Raw genomic sequence first — 22,103 nt, forward strand, 5'->3', positions numbered from 1 at the left:
CCAACTTATAAAACCTGTCTTTACAGCTCGGTATCAGTTTTAATAATTTTATTGGGTTTACTATTCAGGTTTTCAAATTTGATCTGCAAATTGCCCGATCATTTAGACAAAATTACAACATCGTTTTCCAATCTTAAATAAAAAATACAGAACCAATTGCGTTCTATCGCGCAACTTACATTTTTTTCCTGAGTTTTACATTTTGTGCACGGTTATTGCTTAACCCTATATGCCAATCTAGGTAAATACAATAAAACAAGTGAGGGTTATGACGATGGAATTAAAAGCACACCTATATCGTTTAGAAAATATCAAAGCAATCCATGATCTGGCTAAAGCTGGCGTCGATCATCATGTAATTTCCGTTTTTTTAACAGCAGAAGGAATTGAACTGACAACCTTAGAAGTGACTAATATCGTGAATACCTATGATGCACTTGGCAAAGAAAAACTGCCGAGTAAAAAAGTCCAAGCACTTATTGCAGCCAAAAAAATCGGTCAGGAGGACGAAAACTTACCATGCCCTGTTTAATCACTTACTTTAACCATAAAAAACCTCGAAGCGAATTCGAGGTTTTTTTATTTTCGATTAAGGTGTTGCATTATCAGTACGTAACCAAACGACAGTGCGACCCAGTGCTGAAACGCCCATATAGCCCCGCATACGTAAACGTTTGCCTTCTCCAGTCACGACACCTTTACCTTTATAGATACGGCCAGAAGTTGGTTCCAGAACACGACCATCAATATATGAATCCGGTTTATTCGGATCTTCTTTAAAGCCTGATAAAATTTCCAGCCCAAGGATCGGTTTATTGGTGTTCGGTGCTGCACATTTGGTGCAATTCGTCAGTGCAATACCATGAGAGTTTGGATAACGATAAACAATCTTTCCATGATAACGGCCGTCATTTCCTTTACGGATTTCTACGATTGAGAGTTGTTCACCAGTACGTTCTTCAATACTTTTCCAGTAGCCTTCGATAGAAGCTGCGAAAGTCGTTGCGCTTGCACAAGCAAGAGTGAGCCCCATGATTCCGTTCATGAGCATACGATTTAGCATATTAACCCCGTCATTAAAAAGTAACCTATTCATCTTTATAGGTTTAATGCACGAAAATTATCACACTTTTACCCAAGTTACACTGTACGCTAGCGTTCATTTGTATAAGAAGTAGCTGATCTAGCTGCTTCTTTTTAGTACGCCTTATACATTCTTTAGCTCAAATAAAAAAGCCCAAACGAGTCGTTTAGGCTTTCTAAAAAAACAACTATTATTTAAGGATTGGCGCTATCAGTACGAATCCAGACTTGGGTACGCCCTAAGGCCGAAATTCCCATATAACCACGCATACGCAGACGTTTTCCATCCGAACTGAGTTGTGCTTTTCCTTTATAGATATTACCTGTTTTAGGCTCGAGCACCCGACCATCAATATATTGATTTGGATTCTTCGGATCTTCTTTCAATCCCCACGCAATTTGTAGTCCTTGAATCGGTTTATTTTTAAAAGGTTCAGGACATTTCACACAATGCGTCAAGACATTCCCCCCGCCTGGAACAGGATAGCGATACACAATGGTTCCCGTATAGGTATTATCTGGTTTTTTCTTAATTTCTACGATTGACAGTTGCTCGCCTGTACGATCATCAATACTTTTCCAAAATCCTTCAGGAGTTGAAGCAAAGCTCGTTGTGGTGAATACAACAAAAGAGATGCCCATGATTCCTTTCATGAGTGAGTTTTTTTGCATAATTCGCTCCGTAATGCAAAATTGATCCGTCTATCACTTCATTTTTATGCGAATGTATAGAAACAGTCAACACAACCAAAGCATATTTAATTGCTTAAAATCAAACAAAATTTTAAGCAATTCACATAATTAAAAATAAATGATTAGGGATTGGCACTGTCCTTGCGAATCCACACCACAGTACGGCCCAAAGCAGAAATTCCGACATAACCACGCATATGCAAACGCTTTCCATCAGCCGTTAAACGTGCTTTACCTTTATAAACTTTACCGGTTTTACTTTCGACAATCCGCCCATTGATAAAGTTATCTGGTTTTTTCGGGTCCTCAATCAGCCCTGTTAACACTTCTAAGCCTAAACGCGGCTTCTCTGTATATGGCGGCGGGCAATTCACACAATGTGTGACCACGACGCCTTGTGCATTAGGGTAAATATAAACAATTTTGCCACGATAGGTATTGTCAGGGGCTTTTCTTATTTCAATGATGGTCAGTTGTTCTCCGGTTCGATCATCAATACTTCGCCAATACCCTTCGATTGAGTCTGCGTATGTGAAAATACTGCCCAAACACATCATTACGCCAATAACAGTTTGTATCCAAATCCGATTATTCATGCTTTCCCCTTTGCTTTTACTTTGTTCAATTCATATTGAGTTATGATTCTAATTGGCGCAGAAATTTACCATAATTTAAAAAAAGCAAAGTTGTAGGATTATCTTTTATATAAAATTCAGTCAATTAAGTCTCATTTTAGTCTTAATTTTTATCTGTATATAATCTTTGCATCACTCCTTGGATTCAGCATGTATAATTCTCTATTTAAAGGTTATAGGCTTAATATCAATGGATTTACAGATTCTACAAAAACAGTTAGATGAAAGTAGCCATTGCCCACTGTGCCACGCCTCTATGTTTTGGGTCGAAGCCGAACAATTCAGCCAAGAATTTCAGTTTCATGAATGCAGCCATTGCCAGCACCGTGTTTTTAGAAGTGATAGCAAGCTGAATTGTCACTGTGCTCAGTGTACGGCGCAACGGAAAAAACAGACCAAACAAACAATTTTACAAGAACAACGCAAATATAAAATCAAAGACGAAGTGATTTATAGTCTGAATCAACTTAGTTTTTTACATAAATTATTCTTATTGAGCCTTTTAGATAGCTATGCACGTGAGGATGTACAGCATGATGAACTGATTCATTGGCAGAATATTAAATATCGCGAATTTACTCCCAATTACTTATTTCAGAATCATTTAGTTCAAGAATTAATTAAATTAGGCGTGTTTAAGCCAAAAGATCCGAGCTTAGAAACTGAGCATTTCTATCTCAACATCCGACTAGATGGCTATTCCGACCCTAGCTTGTTTAGTGTAACTCAGCAATTACGCCACTGGTTCTATGAGAACTTGAGTCAAGGTATTCCATTTAAAAGCACCGATGAAGTCAAAGATGCATTGTATCTCGTGCTCTATCAAGAAATTGTGCAGTTTATGCAGTTCTATTGTCGGACTTGGGGCATTCAAATTGCAGGTAATCGACCATTTCAAGCCTTTTGCTACCGCTTAATGGAAGGTTTAGCTGTGGGACAGATTTTTTACCTAATCCAAACCGCTTTAGAATATTTACATAAACAAAATGCGTTGCAACCCAGAAATGATAAATTTATCAATACCAGTTTGCTCAAAAAGACTTTGGAACAATATCGTGAACGTGCTTTGACCGAGCGTTGGGAAACCACGACCTTACCAAGACCATACATGATTCCATTTAGTAAAATGAGTGAAGTCCTACTGTTTAAATTTTTGGGTTACGACGAGAGTATATTTATTCAGCCTGTCTGGAAGTCTTGGCGAAAAATAGAACCTCGCTTAAGTTTTTACTCGGTTAAACGTTGTATGTATTGCGGCTCAAATGACTTGATCGTGGATTATGATGCGACAGATTATGTGTCATTGATTTGTCGCCGATGTAAGCATCAAGACCATTATTTCACTCGTTAATAAAGACTTTATTCTGGATATCTCATGTCACAAAAACAACAACTCATTGATCAAGTTATCGATGCTTGGCGTGTATTACAGCAACAAACACCTTTAGTGCAATGTATGACCAATAGCGTTGCCAATAATTATGTGGCGAACATCTTGCTTGCAGCAGGTGCCTCACCTGCCATGATTGATAATCCTTTTGAAGCCGAAGATTTCACCAAAATCAGTGCTGCCTTAAGTATCAATGTCGGAACACCAACCACAGAACAAACCCAAGCGATGTTGATTTCAGCTCAAACTGCGCAACAACATCAAGTGCCGTGGGTACTTGATCCTGTCGGTTATGGGGCAGTGTTAAAGTGGCGTAGTGAAACAGTCGATCAACTGTTAAGGTTCCAGCCGAGTATCATTCGTGGCAATGCCTCTGAGATCAGTACCTTAGCAGGCAGCCAAACTCAGTCTAAAGGTGTAGACAGCACTTTAAATAGTCATGAGGTTTATGCACAGGCGAAAAGCCTCTTGCAACATACTGAATGTATTGCAATTTCAGGTGAATCAGACTTTATTATCTCGAAACAGCTCGATGCTGTGATTCAAGTCAATGGGGGCTGTTATTTACAACCTAAAATTACAGCAACAGGTTGTGCCCTAGGTGCCTTAACCGCAGCCTATCATGCGGTCAGTACCCCAAGCATTGCTGCACTCGCCTCACATATTCATTTTGCCATTGCGGGTAAGCTTGCCTATGACCATGCACAAACGGTAGGCAGTTTTAATGTGGCATTTTTGGATTATGTGCATATGCTAGATGACAATTTAATTCAGCAATATGTTGATATTGAAATCATTTAAGTTTTTTTATGCAGTAAAAATGCTGTACTTATGTTTCATAAAAAACATATCAAAAGATGTGTTTTTTATGATCAAGCTCAATTACAGCAATATGCTGATTTGCTTTGCTCATCTAAAAATTGATCACTTTCTCATAATGTGCTGGATTAAGTCGAATCATCAATCCTGCAACAATCACCACCATACATAAATGCCAGATCCATCCTGCAGCATAAGTCCCTGTCATGTCATGCAATACTGCAACCCACCAAGGTGCAATGGCAGCCAATAAGAATCCGCCACCTTGCATCAAGGCTGAAAGCTGTCCTGCATGTGTAGGATCAGGCAAATGGTCGAGTACCACGATCATCAACAAAGCAAAGCATCCGCCTAAGCCCGCTCCTATGGTGATTGCCCAAAGGCAAGGCAAAACATCTGCAAAAAAAGCCAAGCCTGAAAAGCCAATCAGTTGCAAGATTAAAGTTAACCCCACCCAAATTCGACGATCTCGCTGTTTTCGGGATAAATACGGTAATAGCAATGCTGCCCCTGCTTGACTCAGGGTTAGCACAGCCATCAGATTGCCACTGGCTGTTGCAGTCCAACCCTGTGCTTGAAAAGCAGGTGCAAGCCAAGCCACAATCGAGCTATAACCGCCATTGATTAAACCAAAACAGCAGATCAGCAACCATGTTCTTGGCTGATTGAGCAACCGCATCACCGAAGGCATTTTTTTATGCTGCTGTGCGGTCTGAGTTAAAACACACCTTGCAAAGATCAACGCCAGCAATGCAGGCAATACAAAAACAGCCAGCCCGATTTTCCAGTCACCACTGCTATTTGTCACTACGGGTGCAAGCAATGCCCCAAGCGCTCCACCACCCATTAACGTGGCTGAATAAAGCCCCATCATCGGACTCAGATGTTCATGAAACTCTCTTTTAATCAGACTCGGGAAAGCTGCTTGAATCATGGCAACGCCAAAGCCAATCACGGCAGCGGTAAAGATTAAAGCCCAGCCATGTACAGTAAAAAAACGTAAACCACAGCCCAAGCAGATCATCAGCAATGCGCCAACAATCGCACGACGTTCACCAAACAGGTTTTGCAGAGCTGGGCCAACAAAGGCGATTAGTCCCATCAATAACATCGGTACCAGGGTTAATAGCGCAATGCCTTGTAGGCTCAAACCTGTAGTGGCACGAATCTGATTGGCAACAGGCCCAACACTGGTCATAAATGGCCGAAGATTCAATCCAACCAAAGCAACGGTGATAATCAACAAAGATCGATGCTTGATCGCGCTCATGGTCTTAACCCGATATCAATCATGAGATAGATTTCCAATAGCCATATAAATCAGGCTTGGCTTCCATTCTTATAGGAACATAGCGGATCATCATAGACTGCTCAGCAAAGGGTTTTGCCAAATCCGCATAAATAGCCGCTGTCGATAAGCCATATGCCTCCGCATCATCATTGGAATGTGCATACGTTACACGGTTAATTCCCGCCATACGCATCGCTGCCATGCACATCGGGCAAGGTTGTCCGCTGGCAAATACAGCACAGCCCTCTAGGTTGGCTGTCCCCAATTGTTGGCTGGCGGCACGTATTGCCAACAGTTCTGCATGCGCGGTTGGATCATTGCTTTTCAGTATTTCATTTACACCTGACGCAATCACTTGGCCATCTTTCACCAAGACCGCGCCAAAGGGGCGTCCACCTTGCTCGCAGTTTTGATACGCCAGTTCAATCGCCTGACGCAAAAAATCATGATCCTGCTGCATTTTAATGCTCCAATAACGTTGCTTTTGCGCCTGCACGCAATAAAGCTTTTTCAATAGCGGTATAGCCACGTGCATGGGCATGCTCAAGCGGCGTAATTCCATCGCCATCAGCAATATTGACATTAGCTCCTGCTACGATGAGTAAATCGACAATCTGTTGATACGGTTGAGTACCATTACCTAAAATGATCGCTTCCAACAACGCTGTCCAGCCTAAGTTATTGATGTGATCGACATCCACACCTGCCTCAATCAGTGTCCGTACAGTATCGACATGACCTCGTTCAGCTGCAGGAATCAAGGCTGTGCCGCCATAGCGGTTGGTACTTTTCAAATCCGCACCGTGCTTTAAGGTCAGTTTTAATATTTTTAAATAGCCACGTGCGCCCGCATAAAGATAAGGACTGTCCTGAATACGATCTTTGGCATTGACATCGGCTCCAGCATCGATCAGGACTTGTGCAGCATCGACATTATTGGCACGTGTTGCAATCATTAAAGCGGTTGAGCCTGATGCATCACGTACATCAATCTGAATGGGTTGAGCGAGTAACTGCTGGATTTGTGCAACATTATTGCGTGCAGCCGCAGTATGTAAGACGTCGTCTGGCATAGCATCTCCTGAAGTTGCGTGGCTACATGCGGTCAAAGCCAGCGCACATACAGCCGACAGAAATGATTTGTGCATAAAGCCCTCCATGAATCAGCCCAAGTTAGTGAATCAAAAATAAGATCTATGCTTAGGATAATCAGCTTTATTACTATTTAAAAATTAAATTATTTAATCCAATGTATTAAGATTATGAATACAAAATTCAAAGCTCCATTTTCAACACTGGTCTTCCGAGTAACTCGCTATGTTTGATCCACGCTTGCTCCGCGCCTTTGTCAATATCTTTGAAGCTGGTAGCTTTACCTTAGCTGCCGAGCGCTTGCATATGACTCAATCCACGGTCAGCCAACAACTCGCCCGACTAGAGGAATCTGTGGGCAAGAGCTTGATTGATCGTAATAGTCGTCCCTTACAACTCACAAGCTCAGGTGAATATTTGATTAGCTATGCACGGCGAATTTTAGCCCTGCAACAAGAAGCCCAGATGATTTTGGGTGATCCATCAGGCACGATTCCCATTCGAATTGGTTTGCCTGAAGATATTATGAATAGCGATATGGCTTTGGCCTTAAGTGCCTTTAGCAAACAACACCGTACGGTACGGTTGGATGTGACCGCGGGGTTAAGTCGTGATCTCATGGAACGTTACCGCAATGGTCAACTTGATATAGTGATCGTCAAAGAAACAGCGGCCAGTTCAGATCATCATGCCAGCTTCCCCGAGGAAATGGCCTGGTTTGAAAGTATCGATCATGGTGGAGAATGGTCTGATCCCCTGCCATTGGTGACTTTCCCACAAGGTGGCCTCTATCGAGATGAGATGTTTGAAGCGATTGAACGTAACCGCCAACATGGCTATATCGCCTTTACCAGCAACAGTTTGGCCAGTGTATTGGTCGGGGTTGAAACAGGTCTCGGTTTATCACTATTGCCGGTCGCCACCACCACAGGTCATCGGGTACGGGAATATCTACTCTTGGGTAAGGCACAAGCCATGACCGTTTCCATCTATGCTTGGGATAAAGAAGGACTGGTCGCCAATCTATTGCAGCAGATGACCACGGTGCTGCAACATCGTTTTGAACAAAGTAAAGCCGAATGATTGAACGGCAATATCCGCTTTAACCCTCGAATTAAGCGTCTTTAAGTGCCAAGTCATATGCTGCATGTGCCAAAAATATATGGCATGGCACAAGAAGTTAAATTCCATCCTCTACTGTCAAGACTGTACCCATAACGCTGATTACTATCAATTGAAATCAACCTCTTTGATAAGTAGCTCAGCATGGTAAAACAGACAGAAAAACGATACAGCCAATATTGTCGTAATAATCTGATTTTTAATGTGATTGATTCGGGTCCAATCGATGGAAAGCCGGTTATTCTTTTGCATGGTTTTCCTGAAACCGCACACAGTTGGCAAGCCACCAGCGCGATTCTCAATCAGCAGAACTTTCGAACCTTTGCCATTGAACAACGTGGCTACAGCTTAGCAGCTTCTCCCCAAGGTCGTTTTCAGTATGCAATTACAGAGTTAGTTGCAGATGTAAAAAGCTTGATTGATCTGCTTGGACAACCTGTGTATGTGATTGGTCATGATTGGGGCTCCATTGTGGCCTGTGAATTGGCCCAGCAATACCCCAATCTAGTCAAGCATCTCACTTTGGTCTCGGTTCCACATACAGGTGCATTCCTGAAATCCATGCTCAGCAGTACGCAAATTTTCACCTCGTACTATATTGGTTTTTTCCAGCTGCCCTTGATTCCTGAATTGCTCTTTAAAAGAGCCAAATCACTCAGTCATATATTGCTAAAAAACTCAGGCATGAATGCTGAACAAATCAAGGACTTTCAACAACATTTCATTCAAGAAAATCGTATCGGCACCGCCATTAACTGGTATCGCAGTATGCCATTGGCTCCAATTCGCTCGACCTTTAAAAAAGTAAAAGTACCCACCCTGTTTATCTGGGGAAATCAGGATATTGCGATTGGCAAGAAAAGTGCCCAGCTCAACAAACAGTTTTTTACTGGCTCATATCAAGAGATTTATCTAGATGCCACACATTGGATTCCTGTCCAGAATGCCGAGCAACTGAGCCAGTCTTTTATCAATGCCGTGAATGGAGGAGAAGCAAATGCATCCTAAACAACGACTGGAAAATCATTATCTTGAGCAACGCCGTGTGCAATTTGATTTTAGCCATACGCCTGAACACTGGATTTATGACAACCCCTTTGCAACCCATTTAATCAATGCCGTGCATTTGATTTTACCTGTGGGTGAACTCTGGATGTGTCGCTCTTTTAATGAAGCACTGCCTTATGTCACGGACGAAAAGCTGCGCGCCGATGTAAAAGGATTTGTCCACCAAGAAGCCCATCATGCCTCTGCCCACAAAGTCGCACAAGACTATTTAAGACATTATGGCTATGAGATTGATGACTTTATTGCTAGCTTAGATACCATATCAAAGCAACTGAATGCAGCCCCTTTAGGCTTGGCATTACCACAAAATCTGGCTTATCGTTGGTTAACCATCCGCGTGGGTATCGCCGCAGCGGTTGAACATTTTACCACCATGTTAGGCACCTGGTGCCTCGATGACCAACCATGGCAAAATAAAACTGCTGATGAAATGATGTCTGATTTAATGACATGGCATTTGGCAGAAGAAGTTGAGCATCGAAGTGTGGCTTTTGATCTGTATATGCATTTATGCGGCGAGGAAAATAAAACCTTTGCCTACTTACAACGCCAAATGATTATGCTGGCGGTTGCGCCAGGATTTACCTTTGCCATCTATCAATGCTTTAAGAAACTGGCCCAACAAGATGCTCAAGCCAAACGTTATCAGAACTATGGCCTGCTCCGTTCTTTAGCTCAAACCGCAATCGAAAATGCCCGCAGCAAACAGGTGCCGAGCTTTTTCTCGATGATCTTTAGCTTAAGACATTGGCTGAAACCAGGCTATCATCCATTTTATGAAGGCGATACCTTTAAAGCATTGCAGGTCATCGATAACTCCCCCGCGGTTAAAGCCTTAACCCAACTTCGGGTTTGCTAAGCCACTCAATCATCCTTTCCTCTTTTAGGCACATGATGTGCCTTTTTTTGTGTTTCACTAAAGGTAGATATAAAAAAGCCTTATACAAATAAGGCTCCTTTGCTTTTAACGGTGGAAGCTATAACTATAGCTATCGAATTCCGCCATATCGTTTTTCATATATTGCATGGTCCATGGATAATTCGCCACATTCACTTGCTGCGCATCCAAATAATAACTTGCACATCCGCCTTGCTTAAACACCGAGGCATTCAACTTGTTTTGCAACTTTTGATTATATTGAGTATCGGCAAAAGTAGAAATTTCGAAGCTGCTTAAATGATGGTCCAATACAAAACGTATCGCTTTCACTGCATAATCAATCTGGTTTTCAACGGCGCTGATTAAGGAGTTATAGCTAATACTATTGGGGCCGAGCAACATAAAGGCATTGGGCAGGTCTTTCACCACACAGCCTTTATAGGCCTGTACTGTATTGATTTGCCAAACATCATCCAGCAACACACCCGTTTTGGTCATAATCCGTTTGGCAATGGGTGGTTTGGCCACCTCAAAACCTGTACTCCAAACAATAATGTCCAAAGGAATTTCTTGACCATCGACAAGGATACCTTTTGCAGTAACTTCCTTCACGCCCTGATCAATCAGTTCCACATTTTTGGCTGCCAATGCAGGATAATAAGTATTTGAAAATAAAATCCGTTTGCAGCCCAGCGTAAATTTGGGTCTGACTTTCTCTCGTAATGCTGGATCTTGAATCTGGTAATGCATCCAGTGAATCAAGCCCTTCCCTAAAGCCTCCAAGGTTTTTGGTTGATTAACACTGGAACTAAATACATCCATGGACACACTGGTCAATTTACGGATGGAATTTAGAGTAAATGGTACTTTTTGCTGTAGATTTTTGGAGCTGTTGTTAATAACCATATTGGGCTTTGGAATCACCCACGGTGCAGTGCGTTGAAACACATAAAGCTGCTTCACAATCGGTTGAATCGCAGGAATAATCTGTATCGCCGACGCCCCCGTTCCAATCACGGCGACGCGTTTATTGCTTAAATCCACTGCATGATTCCATTGCGCAGAATGGAAAACTTCCCCTTTAAAACGATTTAAACCTTTCACCGTCGGCATTGTCGGTTCACTCAACGGACCCACCGCAAAAAATACAAAGCGTGCCTGATAGATGCCTTGATTGGTCATAATTTGCCAACACTGCTGATCACTCGACCACGAGGCTTGCTGCAATTCGGTATTAAACAGAATATGCTGATCCATCTTAAAGCGGCTGGTGACGTCCTGAATATATTGCTGGATCTCTTTTTGTTTCGCGAAAATATGACTCCAGTTCGGATTCGGTGCGAATGAATAGGAATAAATTGAAGATGGCACATCACACTCACAGCCCGGATAGGTATTTTCCCGCCAGACCCCACCTACTTCATTTGATTTTTCCAGAATAATAAAGTTATTGATATTTTGCTGTTTCAGCTTAATTCCAGCGGCAATTCCAGAAAAACCAGCTCCGATTATCACCACATCAAATCGATGATTATTTACGACCACATCCTGCTTTAAATCTGACATTTTCCACTCCCAAATATAAAAATCCTGTCAGTTCAACCCATTCATAAATCGACAAATTTATGAACAGCGCTATCTGTGGAAAATAGTTTGATTGTGCAATAAAGACTTGACCGTCAATGCCAGATTAAAATAATCAAAGTCAAATGCATAAAGCATCAAAATAAATCAAATCAAATTGATGATTCATTCGACAGTTTGGGTACTAAATACTGCTATTCTGTCCTTTGATGATAAATAGGCTTGGATTTGAATCCGTTAAGATAAATACCGCAATCAGTGAGGATGATTGGCTGATTGATCGGGATAGAGTTAAAGGATGTGACTTCAAAACGAGCAGTGTAACTATGACTGAAATTCCAAGTATTCCATCGGTTCTGTTAGAGCTCATTGCAAAGTATTTACAACAAAACAATATTTCAAATTTGCAGTTAGATGAGCTCAGTAAACAGTATGCACATCAGGCCCGAATGCCATTGCACAAATGGTGGAGTCTGCTTGAACATATCTATCAGCAACATCCAACGCCTGTGTTAGGACATTATATTGGTGAACTCTCAGAACCGCATCATATCCATATATTAGGTTACTTAGCATTATCCAGTCCGAACCTGATCAGCTTTCTGAATTGTTTTAAGAATTTCCAACCACTGTTGCAAAACTCGGCTTCATTTTCGATTGTGCAAAAAGAAGATCGTTTTTGTATGTGCTGGACGCCTGTGGTACATAAAAACTCTCAACTTTCGAATGAAGTGCTGCTTTCAGGCGTATTGAATACTATCCGTAAGATCTTGCAGCGACCTGAGATTTGCCCTTTAGAAATCGAATTTTCTGCTTCTGCACCTATTGATATCGCACCCTATGCAGCAGTGTATGGCTGCCCCGTCAGTTTCGATTCAGATGTATTAAGATTATGGCTACCACTTGAAATCCTGCATCTGCCCATTCCAAGTCGTGATCCGTATCTTAAAAAACTGTTAGATCAGCAGGCAGAAGCACTACTCAAGAGCATTCCCAATCCTGATACTTTCTTAAAAGATTTACAGCTACTCATCGTTAGTATGCTGAAGATTGGTGAACCCTCTGCTGAGAATATTGCCAAACAGATGAATCTATCGCTAAGAAGCTTTTATCGCAAGCTGACTAGCTATAATTTGCAATATAGCGATCTGGTTAAAAGCATTCGTGTAGAACTGGCAAAAAGCTATTTGGTCAAATCAGAACTGTCTCTCACTGAAATTGCACTGCTACTCGGTTATGCCGAACAGAGTGCTTTTAGCCGTGCCTTTAAACAATGGGAACACCTGACTCCATCTGAATATCGAAAAAGCCATCTCAGCTAAAAACTTCTCAAAAGCAAAAAGAGTGAATCATGGGCATGACTCACTCCTTCTAAAAAAGTACCAATTGGAAATTTAGAAACTAAATCCAATATTTAAATTGATGCGGTATAACCACTGGTCGCTATACGGCGAAACCGTTGAGGTATAACCTGTGGCATTGGAAGCCCCACCAATAATATTGGAGTTTTTACCCCAGGTATAATCAGCCCACACCATAAACGGAGAAGCAATAAACATCATCCCTGTGGTATTCATTTGTGAAGCTGACCAATTATCGCGTTTCTTGTCCATATAACTATAGTCATTATAGAAACGGATGGCTTTGAGTTTGCCCATGTCCTGCACAGGCAAGGTATAAGCGAGGTTTAAACTGGCAACTGTGGCTTCTGACGCAATGAAATAAGCAGGGGTAAAGCCATTATTACCCATCAAGGTTACATCATTACTGACACCCTCAGGGTTTTTGGCATCATATTGATAATGAATTACAGAACTTTGTAAATTAAAGCGTTTGTAATTATTATCTGTGTGTAGGCCGACCGCATAATATTGACCATTTTTATCAGTGCTTTTATTGTGCAATTGTGCAATAGCGCCCGACACACCAAATTCTTGCTTACCAAAATCAGTTTCTAATTTACGGACGATGCGCGTGTTAAATTGATGGCGCTTTTCATTTTGATAGGCTTTTTGGGTTGGAAACGCATTATCGGCCAAATCATCATAGGTGGCACTTTCAGGTGAGTAACGCAGACTGGTCTCCAGCATTTGCGGATAATAGCCCAGTTTGATATCCCAATCCTTGTTATTAAAATTCCAGTTCAAACCCGGTGCAATGTTGTTGCCGTAGCCCAAGAAAAATGGAATATGATAGGTCCAGCCATTCTGTGGATAAGGATAAATTGCAAAAGGTTTATAGACAAAACCTGCTTCGATACTATTATTTTGATCAAGGTTATAGCCGACATAAGCTTTCTCAATCGAGCGTTTCTCTTGATCCTGAAACAGATAACTGGCATTAAAATAAGCGTCGTCAAATTTGCCTTTTAAATCCACCCGAAAAATATCAAAATACAGTTTTCCAAAACCGCCATTGGGTCCTTCCCAATTTTCATAACGTTGGTTGAGTCGCACCACGCCACCCAATTTTACCGAATCCGTTCCATCTTCACTTTTCCATTCTAGGGCTGAGCTTTGTGCAAAAACATGGGATGTGGTACCCAAATAAAATGCAGCAAATAGCATGGCTATAGAGGTCTTTTTCATCTCTTGATTCCTTGGTTTTTGTTCCAACGATCCTGTTGGCTAGCTTTTTTGTTTTACCTATGAAACATAGTTTTTATCGTTTTATGAGCAAAAAAATTTGCCCATAAAACGGTCTTCACATCAGCACGGACTGCCAAAGCTCAGTGAGATTAGTACAATTTTTTCTGTGGTGGACCCGCGAAGTTCAATGGCCCAATTGAATGCATATCCAGCTCAATCACGCTTGGCCCTTGGAATGCAACAGCTTCCTGAATCACGGTCTTGAATTCATCAGCACTGCCCACTTTCCAGCTCTTCACACCCATTGCTTCGCCTAAAACTTTATAGTCTGGGGTATGCAATTCATTGAAATACTGGCGACCACCGAAGTAATTCTTTTGGATACCACGCATCACGCCATAACCACCATCATTCATGATCATCAACACCATATTGGTATTTTCTTGCGCCATGGTTGCGATTTCGCCGATGCCTAACATCAAACCACCATCACCGACCAAGCCAATGACTTTTTTATCAGGGTTGGCAATGGAAGCACCAATCGCAGTCGCCAGCCCCAAACCAATTGCACCTGCTAAAGAGTGAATATTCTGGTTTGGTGCTTGTACTGGGAATAAACGGCTGCCCCAAGTGCTGCCTGACATGGTAATGTCGCGTACGAAAATACCGTCTTGTGGTAAAGCAGCACGTAAGTGATCACAGATTAAAGCGTACTGATCTAACTGCGTACGTAGCGCATCGATTGCCGCCTGTTTTGCCTTCACCATCGCGGCATCATAATCCGCATCGACTTTTGAAATACCTTGCAAGCTAGTCAATACACGTTGCAATACATCTTTAGCGTCACCACAGATGAAGTTACGCACTTTGTAATTACGCTGTTGTGCCACAGGATTGGCATCAATCTGGATAATATTGTCAGGGAATTGCACTGAATAGGTTTTGGTTTCATTACTACGTAAACGAGAACCCACCACTACCAATAGATCAGCGTCTTTAAGCAATTGCTCAACACCAGCCGAGTTATGGAATGCACCTAGGCTACGCGGATGATCATCCGCCAATACACCGCGCGCATGTGTTGATGACACCACAGGAATACCAAGATCAGCGATGGCTTTGACTTCCGCAACGCTATTCAACGTACCGCCACCGATCCAAAACACTGGACGTTTGGCTTTTTTCAGTTCTTCAACGATTAAATCGACTTCGACCTGTTCAGCCTGTGGTAATTCAAGGGCTTTTACTGGGCCCAAGTTCAGCGGCAAATCGATTTCTGCTGCTTGTACATCAATCGGTAACTCAACACTCACTGGCCCCATCGGTACCGTCGTAGCTACACGAATCGCTTCACGAATCACACCCACCGCATTGTCAGGACTAGTAATACGGAAAGCAGCTTTGCTTGATGCACGTAAGAAAGTCAGCTGATCTTTGGTTTCATGAATAAAACTGGCGTCACGATCCAAATATTCACGTTCGACTTGCCCAGTTAAGTGTAAAACAGGACTGCCTGCATTCATCGCTTCAATCAGTGAACCGACTGCATTACCTGCACCCGCGCCCGTACTGGTGAGCGCCACACCGAGTCCTTTAAAACGCGAGTGACCATCGGCCATCGTCACCGCACCTGCTTCACCGCGTGCCGCCACAAAACGGATTTTTTCACGGCGACCCACTGCATCAGCAATCGGTAAGTTATGGATCGAGATCACGCCATAAATACTGTCTACTTGGTGTGCTTCTAAAACACGGGCGATGGCTTCGCCGACATTTACACGTTCTGTCATTTGTATATTCCTCAAAAACGGTTCATTCCATGAATGTATTAATTCGCCCAAGGATTTGGCTGCTCGCTTAATCCCATATAGATACTTTTTTGTTGCATATAAGACAAAATGCCTAAACGACCTTTTTCACGCCCAATGCCACTTTCTTTAAAGCCGCCAAATGGCGCAGAAATCGAGAATTTCTTATAGGTATTGATCCAGACCGTACCCACTTCTAAAGCACGCGCAATTTGCCATGCCTTACGATAGTTTTCCGTCCAGATGCCTGCAGCAAGTCCAAAACAACTGTCATTGGCTTGTGCAAGCAAATCTTGTTCATCGTCATATTTCATCACCACCAGTACAGGGCCAAAAATCTCTTCCTGACAGGTTTGTGCTGAATTGCTTAAGCCAGTGATAATGGTGGGTAAGTAATAGCTACCTTTAGCAAACTCACCTTCGGTCAAGGCATGACCACCCGCAAGGACTTGCCCACCTTCTTGTTTCGCGAGCTGTACATAGTCATCGACAGAAGCCAAATGCTTCGGGTTAATCAAAGACCCGAGATGTATGCCTGCTGTTTCAGGGTGTCCAACACGCAAGCCTTTGGTAATTTCAACCAGACGACTGAGGAATTGATCATAGATACTGCTGTGTACAAACAGACGCGAACCTGCAATACAGGCTTGTCCAGCCGAACTGAAAATACCGTAAGCCACACCTTTGGCTGCCAGTTCAATATCTGCATCTGGCAATACAATCGTTGGTGATTTTCCACCAAGCTCCAAAGAGGTCGTGATCAATTTATCGGCTGCTAAATGTGCCAAATGACGACCCGTAGTGGTTCCACCCGTAAATGAAATCTTACGCACCAAAGGATGCTTTACGATTGCATCACCAATCACCGAACCTCGTCCGACCAATACACTGAGTAAACCTTTCGGTAAAGCTGAGTTTACGTACCGTATCACTTGCACATAAAGTTTGCCCGACAGCCACCGCGTCACCACTGATCAAAATAAATAGATCAGCAGGTAAGCCTGCCTGCTCTGCCAGTACCGCCAAAGCATAGGCAGTTAACGGAGTCTGTTCCGCTGGTTTCCCAATCATCAACTCAGCCTAGAAACACAAATCTAAACTGACTTTGACCCGATCTAAAACGATTAAAGTCCGATAGGTTTTTACATCTTGATTATCGGCAAAATGCTTTCTGACTAAGGCCTCAAAATGAGATAGGTTATTGGAAAGCATAATCATGATAAAAGACACACCGCCATTGACGAAATAACATTGCTGGATTTCTTCAACTGCCGCAAAGTATTGCTTGGCCCGATCCATCACCACGGAACGATCTTCGCTTAACCACGTACGCAAAGTTCACCGAGTGTGCCTTGCGGCACAATTTCGCCTTCTAAATCGACAATTTTGACTTCCAAATGTGGATGAACATGACCAACCGTACTAACGCGTTTATCAATTGAATCATCAATATAACTCTGCACACTGACTGGAGAGGTTTCGGTCATGCCATAACAGATGGTGATTTCGGACATATGCATGCGGTCAATCACACGCTGCATGATTTCTCTCGGACATGGGCTGCCTGCCATAATGCCCGTTCTTAAACTGCTCAGATCAAATTCGGCAAATTGCTCATGTTCCAAAATGGCAATAAACATGGTCGGCACACCATAGGCTGCAGTACATTTTTCCTGCTCAATGGTTTTTAAGCTTTCCAATGGATTAAACACTGACGCAGGATAAACCATAGTTGCACCATGAGTAATACAAGCTAGATTGCCCATCACCATGCCAAAACAATGGAATAAAGGCACTGAGATACAAACTCGATCTTGGGGCGTCAAGCCAATCCCTTCACCAACAAAATAACCATTATTCAGGATGTTATGATGCGTCAACATGGTTCCTTTCGGATTGCCTGTGGTTCCTGAGGTAAATTGGATATTAATGGTTTCATCAAACTGCAATTGCTTGGCTAAGCGCTGTAACTCATCGAGCTGAGATTGATTTGGGGTTTCGAGCAAATCACTAAAACGATGGATACCGGTATACTGCTGCTCGTCAATTTTAATCACATATTTTAAATGCGGTAACCGAGCTGCGTTCAATATCTTATCAGGACTGGATGCCAATTCTGGGGCTATCTTACTCAGCAATTCTTGATAATCTGTGGTCTTGAATTGTGAGGCAATAATCAAGCCTTTGCAGGAGACTTTATTGAGTACATATTCCAGTTCATGATTTTTATAAGCAGTATTCAGATTCACCAAAATAATGCCTGCTTTAAATGCGGCAAATTGGGTCACGGTCCATTCCACACAATTCGGCGACCAGATCGCCAAGCGATCTCCTTTTTTCAAACCCAGCTTGAGCAGACTACAGGCAAATGCATTCACTTCATGCTGTAGTTCTTTGTAGCTTAAGCGTCGGTTCTGATGTGAACTGACAATCGCCTCTTGCTCAGCATATTGCTGGCAGGCTTGATCAAATTTATCTCCAATCGTCATCCCCAACAGGGGCTGCGAGCTGGTTCCAGAGGCATAGCTTAACCGTACGTGTTGCATTGAATCATTCTCCTTGATTCTTTTTTAATTCTGTTCTTACCTGATCTAATTGTTGTAACTGCAACTACTCTTCAAACTGCCTATTGTTGTGATGTTAAACCGTTTTGTCTGCCCTACTTTTTCTGTACTGCATCCACACAAAAGTCAGCAATCTGTTTGGAAAAATAGTCTTTGTGCGCATGATCAAACTTGGTATTTTGTGCTGGATCCAACGGTTCAACCACCACATAGGTCATTGCCCCGACCACACACATGGCTGTTGTGTTTAGGCATGTTTGGTTTATGCCAAATGCTGGTTCAGGCTTTTATTCCTCAGCATGCCTCAAGATACTTCGGTAATCGAAATACAATCTTCATCGGGATGAGCTGTAGCTGTATCGCATTAGTAGTGATGGCCTTTGCTCAGCAAGGCTGGATGATTTTTGCCATCATGCCAATTTTCGCCCTAGGCAGTATTGGTACCCCCTCTTTACAAGCCCTAGCTTCACAAAAAGTCTCACTTGAACAACAAGGACAGTTTCAAGGCATTATTGCATCGACAATCAGTTTGGCCTCAATGTTTGCCCCCCTATTGTTCTCTACACTGTATTTTCAATTGCAAGCTAAATGGCCAGGTGCAATCTGGTTAAGCGTGGCCGTGATTTATCTGCTTGTGCTGCCGATTGTGATTCGTAGCCTTAAGCCAAGCATGCAACCATCAAAATGACAAAAAGGTAATTTTCCTGTCGCGTAGAAGTACTGATGCTGCTTGGATAATCAAACATGAAAGCAAATGGCGCTGATTGTGCCATTTCCCATACATCATGCTTTAAAGAGGATAAGAAATGAGTCTTGTACAAAACAGTAAAACCATGTTGCGCAACCTGATCATCGGTACAACCCTAACCATCGCCACATCCACGGCCTTTGCTCATGTCAGCTTGATCAGTGCTAGCCCTGCTGCAAATACCGTTGTTTCAACCCAACCTAAAAACCTAAGCCTTAATTTTGGTGATGAGGTGATGTTAATGAAGATCCAAGTGTTAGATGAACAACGCCGAGAATTGCCGCTGAATTATAAAGTCAGCCATGACTTGAAAAAAACCTTTGATATTGCCATCCCTACACTGAAAAAAGGCAAATATACCGTGCTTTGGAGCACCATGGGCAAAGACGGCCATAACATGAATGGTGAATATAGTTTCAGCTTTAAATAAGACATCGCTAATAACGAGATATGAACAATTTACCAACTCGATCAATGAGTAAGTTGTTCATCCCAAGGAATAAAAATAATGTCTGAATATTGGATATTTGCCGCTTGGTTTAACAAAATAAGCCTTTATCTCGGCATGATTATGGTCATTGGCGGTTCATTCTGCTACTTCCTATTAGGCCGTTATAGTGCAATAAAAAGTACCATTGTCCAATATATGACATTGGGTGCAGTGTTAGGATTGATCTCTAGCGCGTTAGCTTTCTTGCTTTTGATCGGTAGCTTTGCAAACAGCGGCCTCTTCGGCATGTTTGATTTGACCTATATCAATATTGTGCTGAATACCTCCACGGGGCATATTCATCTGATTCGTATTGTCAGCTTTGCACTAATCCTTGTACTGCTTTTAGTTAGACTTCATCAAAAAAGTACCCGTATCAGAAGCTTTGAGAGAATCTTCTTCGCTATACCCTTAGTGCTTATTGTATATAGTTTTTCTCAACTGGGTCATGTGACCAATTTATCCATTTTTGCCCAGCTGCTATTGACCATCCATGTACTTTTAATGGCTGTCTGGATGGGATCACTGTATCCTTTATGGAAAATCAGCCACAGCATCAGTGGACTGCCATTAAAACAGGCTATGCATTTATTTGGGCGGATTGCGGCATTTATTGTGGTGATTTTAATTGCATGTGGCGCCAGCATTGCCCTGCTGTTGTTTAAGGATGCTGATACCCTCCTCACAACGCCTTATGGACAAGGTTTTATCATTAAACTGTTATTTGTTTTTAGCATTTTATTATTAGCTGCATTTAATAAATGGTATTTCACCCCACGTTTGCAACAACCCCAATTTGCCAAACAATTGGGTTATGCCATTTTGTTTGAAATGTCTCTAGGCTTTGTGATTCTCATGGTAACAGCGTATATTACGACTGTGGTCGGGATTGAGTGATTTACGATAATGTTGATGCTGATTTTAATATCTCTCAATTCACCTGATGTTTCTACATAGTGTCTAATGACTATTTAGCATGCCGCGTTAAGTACCAAAATAATAATGGCATTAGACTTCCGCAGGCACCCAGTAGACAAACGCCATACCATCCCGCTTTTGCATAGGTGATGGTTGTAGTGATTGCTCCTAATCCACTGCCTGCGGCATAGAACAACATATACAGTCCAATTAAGCGGCTTTGATTGTCCTGTCCAGTTTGCAAGATCATACTTTGATTGGTGACATGTAAAGCTTGCCCGCCCAGATCCAGTAATAAAATACCGATGATTAATGCCACAATTGAATATTCCATTTGAGCGAATGCCAACCAAGACAATAAGATGATGAGCAAGGCAAATGCACTGGTTCTTTGTGCAAAGCCTTGATCTGCCCATTGTCCAGCTTTTGTAGCCATTAATGCCCCCAGTGCCCCAACCAAACCAAATGCACCAATAGCGGTATGGGAATACTGATAAGGAGGGGAACTCAACAATAAAGCCAGTGCACTCCAAAAAATATTAAACACTGCAAACATCAGCAATGCCAATATGCCTCGTATTTGTAATAGTTTATTGTGATAAAGCAAACTTAACATCGACAAAATCAAACGAGGATAAGCCAACATATTCTGTGTATTGGATCGTACTGGCAAGGATTTCCAAAGCGGGAATGCAATCATCAACATCAGTGTGGCTGCACAAAAATATACGCTCCTCCATCCAGCTAAATCGCTCACACCTCCAGCAAAAACACGTGCTAATAACAATCCGATAAACACGCCACTTTGTGCTGTACCTACGACATATCCACGCTCATTGGATTCGGCAACACTTGCAGCATAGGCAATCAGTCCCTGCGTCATGGCAGTCCCTAACATGCCAACAGCAAACATACTTGCAAATATGCCTACAGCCGTTTTAGTGATACTTACAGCAGTCAATGCAAGCACCAATCCGAATAGCTGTAATAGCATTAATCGTCTACGATCGACTCGATCTCCCAATGGAACTAACAACAATAAAGCGATCGCACAACCCAGTTGAGTCACGAGAATGACACTGCCAACAGCGGCATAACTGATTGCCAAATCCGTTGCAATTGCATCAAGCAATGGTTGCGCATAATAAACATTGGCAACACTCAGACCACTTGCAATGGCAAATAGCCACACCAAACGGGTCGGCAATTTTTTGGACTGGATTAAACAATGCTTTTCATTTTGTGATAAAGCCGATGTACAGGGACTATTCATCGCAGCACCAAACCAGTTTCAAATTAAAACTACTTGAACCATAAGCGATCTAGTTTT

The 22,103-nt window shown here is 42.3% G+C and carries 19 protein-coding genes and 5 pseudogenes; 10 read left to right on the forward strand and 14 right to left on the reverse strand.

What is annotated here, in order from left to right; translation table 11 throughout:
- Window positions 1-274: 274 nt before the first annotated feature.
- On the forward strand, window positions 275-532 hold the full coding sequence (locus MN869_RS08125; protein ID WP_004652954.1) for a hypothetical protein: 258 nt from the start codon (window positions 275-277) through the stop codon (window positions 530-532).
- Window positions 533-589: 57 nt separating this feature from the next.
- On the opposite strand, the gene MN869_RS08130 is transcribed toward MN869_RS08125, so the two are convergent.
- From MN869_RS08130 to MN869_RS08140, 3 genes are all read right to left on the reverse strand, one after another.
- On the reverse strand, window positions 590-1,063 hold the full coding sequence (locus tag MN869_RS08130) for a DUF2147 domain-containing protein (protein ID WP_004808015.1): 474 nt from the start codon (window positions 1,061-1,063) through the stop codon (window positions 590-592).
- A gap of 215 nt (window positions 1,064-1,278) precedes the next feature.
- Window positions 1,279-1,755, reverse strand: a complete 477-nt coding sequence (locus MN869_RS08135) for a DUF2147 domain-containing protein (protein WP_033134745.1) — start codon at window positions 1,753-1,755, stop codon at window positions 1,279-1,281.
- Between the two features lie 143 nt (window positions 1,756-1,898).
- The gene (locus tag MN869_RS08140; protein WP_033134744.1) at window positions 1,899-2,372 is read right to left on the reverse strand and encodes a DUF2147 domain-containing protein; all 474 of its coding nucleotides are present in this window, start codon (window positions 2,370-2,372) and stop codon (window positions 1,899-1,901) included.
- A gap of 229 nt (window positions 2,373-2,601) precedes the next feature.
- Between MN869_RS08140 and MN869_RS08145 the strand changes: the two genes are divergently transcribed.
- Window positions 2,602-3,762, forward strand: coding sequence for a hypothetical protein (locus tag MN869_RS08145; protein WP_033134743.1), 1,161 nt, complete (start codon window positions 2,602-2,604; stop codon window positions 3,760-3,762).
- A 24-nt stretch (window positions 3,763-3,786) separates the two neighbouring features.
- Window positions 3,787-4,602: a hydroxyethylthiazole kinase gene (gene thiM / locus MN869_RS08150; protein WP_033134742.1), complete on the forward strand. Its 816-nt coding sequence runs from the start codon at window positions 3,787-3,789 to the stop codon at window positions 4,600-4,602.
- Between the two features lie 112 nt (window positions 4,603-4,714).
- Here thiM and MN869_RS08155 read toward each other — a convergent pair whose 3' ends face one another.
- Genes MN869_RS08155 through MN869_RS08165 form a run of 3 tightly spaced genes read right to left on the reverse strand, consistent with a single transcriptional unit; the run spans window position 4,715 to window position 7,059 of the window.
- A complete protein-coding gene (locus MN869_RS08155; RefSeq protein WP_033134741.1) occupies window positions 4,715-5,890 on the reverse strand; it encodes a cyanate transporter in 1,176 nt (391 codons plus the stop codon).
- A 19-nt stretch (window positions 5,891-5,909) separates the two neighbouring features.
- A complete protein-coding gene (locus MN869_RS08160) occupies window positions 5,910-6,371 on the reverse strand; it encodes a nucleoside deaminase (RefSeq protein ID WP_033134740.1) in 462 nt (153 codons plus the stop codon).
- A gap of 1 nt (window position 6,372) precedes the next feature.
- Entirely contained in the window at window positions 6,373-7,059 is a 687-nt protein-coding gene (locus MN869_RS08165) for an ankyrin repeat domain-containing protein (protein ID WP_033134739.1), read from the reverse strand.
- Window positions 7,060-7,228: 169 nt separating this feature from the next.
- On the opposite strand from MN869_RS08165, the gene MN869_RS08170 reads away from it, so the two are divergent.
- The 3 genes from MN869_RS08170 to MN869_RS08180 all read left to right on the forward strand — a co-directional run bounded on the left by MN869_RS08170 (window position 7,229) and on the right by MN869_RS08180 (window position 10,052).
- Window positions 7,229-8,086, forward strand: a complete 858-nt coding sequence (locus tag MN869_RS08170; protein WP_033134738.1) for a LysR family transcriptional regulator — start codon at window positions 7,229-7,231, stop codon at window positions 8,084-8,086.
- A gap of 183 nt (window positions 8,087-8,269) precedes the next feature.
- Complete coding sequence (locus tag MN869_RS08175; RefSeq protein WP_033134737.1) at window positions 8,270-9,133, forward strand: alpha/beta hydrolase; 864 nt, start codon at window positions 8,270-8,272, stop codon at window positions 9,131-9,133.
- Window positions 9,123-10,052, forward strand: coding sequence for a metal-dependent hydrolase (locus MN869_RS08180; protein ID WP_033134736.1), 930 nt, complete (start codon window positions 9,123-9,125; stop codon window positions 10,050-10,052). The genes MN869_RS08175 and MN869_RS08180 overlap by 11 nt, the downstream gene beginning before the upstream one ends.
- A gap of 105 nt (window positions 10,053-10,157) precedes the next feature.
- Here the strand turns inward: MN869_RS08180 and MN869_RS08185 are convergent, their stop codons facing one another.
- Window positions 10,158-11,639 carry an NAD(P)/FAD-dependent oxidoreductase gene (locus MN869_RS08185; RefSeq protein ID WP_033134735.1) on the reverse strand — a complete coding sequence of 494 codons (1,482 nt, stop codon included), beginning with the start codon at window positions 11,637-11,639 and terminating at the stop codon, window positions 10,158-10,160.
- 344 nt (window positions 11,640-11,983) lie between these two features.
- Here MN869_RS08185 and MN869_RS08190 point away from each other — a divergent pair, with 344 nt between their 5' ends.
- Window positions 11,984-12,979, forward strand: a complete 996-nt coding sequence (locus tag MN869_RS08190; RefSeq protein ID WP_033134734.1) for an AraC family transcriptional regulator — start codon at window positions 11,984-11,986, stop codon at window positions 12,977-12,979.
- A 72-nt stretch (window positions 12,980-13,051) separates the two neighbouring features.
- On the opposite strand, the gene MN869_RS08195 is transcribed toward MN869_RS08190, so the two are convergent.
- The 6 genes and pseudogenes from MN869_RS08195 to MN869_RS08220 all read right to left on the reverse strand — a co-directional run.
- Window positions 13,052-14,245: a hypothetical protein gene (locus tag MN869_RS08195; protein WP_033134733.1), complete on the reverse strand. Its 1,194-nt coding sequence runs from the start codon at window positions 14,243-14,245 to the stop codon at window positions 13,052-13,054.
- A gap of 149 nt (window positions 14,246-14,394) precedes the next feature.
- A complete protein-coding gene (locus MN869_RS08200; protein WP_005202802.1) occupies window positions 14,395-16,035 on the reverse strand; it encodes a thiamine pyrophosphate-binding protein in 1,641 nt (546 codons plus the stop codon).
- Between the two features lie 38 nt (window positions 16,036-16,073).
- Window positions 16,074-17,124, reverse strand: a pseudogene (locus tag MN869_RS08205) (aldehyde dehydrogenase family protein); the annotation flags it as partial.
- A 9-nt stretch (window positions 17,125-17,133) separates the two neighbouring features.
- Window positions 17,134-17,376 (reverse strand): annotated as a pseudogene (locus MN869_RS08210) (Lrp/AsnC ligand binding domain-containing protein); the annotation flags it as partial.
- Window positions 17,376-18,599, reverse strand: a pseudogene (locus tag MN869_RS08215) (AMP-binding protein); the annotation flags it as partial. The pseudogenes MN869_RS08215 and MN869_RS08210, both read right to left, overlap by 1 nt.
- A 113-nt stretch (window positions 18,600-18,712) precedes the next feature.
- Window positions 18,713-18,868: pseudogene (locus MN869_RS08220) on the reverse strand (TetR/AcrR family transcriptional regulator); the annotation flags it as partial.
- Between MN869_RS08220 and MN869_RS08225 the strand changes: the two are divergent.
- The 3 genes and pseudogenes from MN869_RS08225 to MN869_RS08235 all read left to right on the forward strand — a co-directional run.
- Window positions 18,853-19,305 (forward strand): annotated as a pseudogene (locus MN869_RS08225) (MFS transporter); the annotation flags it as partial. The pseudogenes MN869_RS08220 and MN869_RS08225 sit on opposite strands and share 16 nt — an antisense overlap.
- A gap of 118 nt (window positions 19,306-19,423) precedes the next feature.
- Entirely contained in the window at window positions 19,424-19,795 is a 372-nt protein-coding gene (locus MN869_RS08230; protein WP_005202707.1) for a copper resistance CopC family protein, read from the forward strand.
- 78 nt (window positions 19,796-19,873) lie between these two features.
- Window positions 19,874-20,752, forward strand: coding sequence for a CopD family protein (locus MN869_RS08235; protein WP_005202706.1), 879 nt, complete (start codon window positions 19,874-19,876; stop codon window positions 20,750-20,752).
- Window positions 20,753-20,822: 70 nt separating this feature from the next.
- Here MN869_RS08235 and MN869_RS08240 read toward each other — a convergent pair whose 3' ends face one another.
- The gene (locus tag MN869_RS08240; protein ID WP_005202702.1) at window positions 20,823-22,046 is read right to left on the reverse strand and encodes an MFS transporter; all 1,224 of its coding nucleotides are present in this window, start codon (window positions 22,044-22,046) and stop codon (window positions 20,823-20,825) included.
- Window positions 22,047-22,103 lie beyond the last annotated feature (57 nt).

The organism is Acinetobacter sp. NIPH1876 (genome assembly GCF_022808535.1).
In the GTDB taxonomy this organism is placed as follows: Bacteria; Pseudomonadota; Gammaproteobacteria; order Pseudomonadales; family Moraxellaceae; genus Acinetobacter; species Acinetobacter higginsii.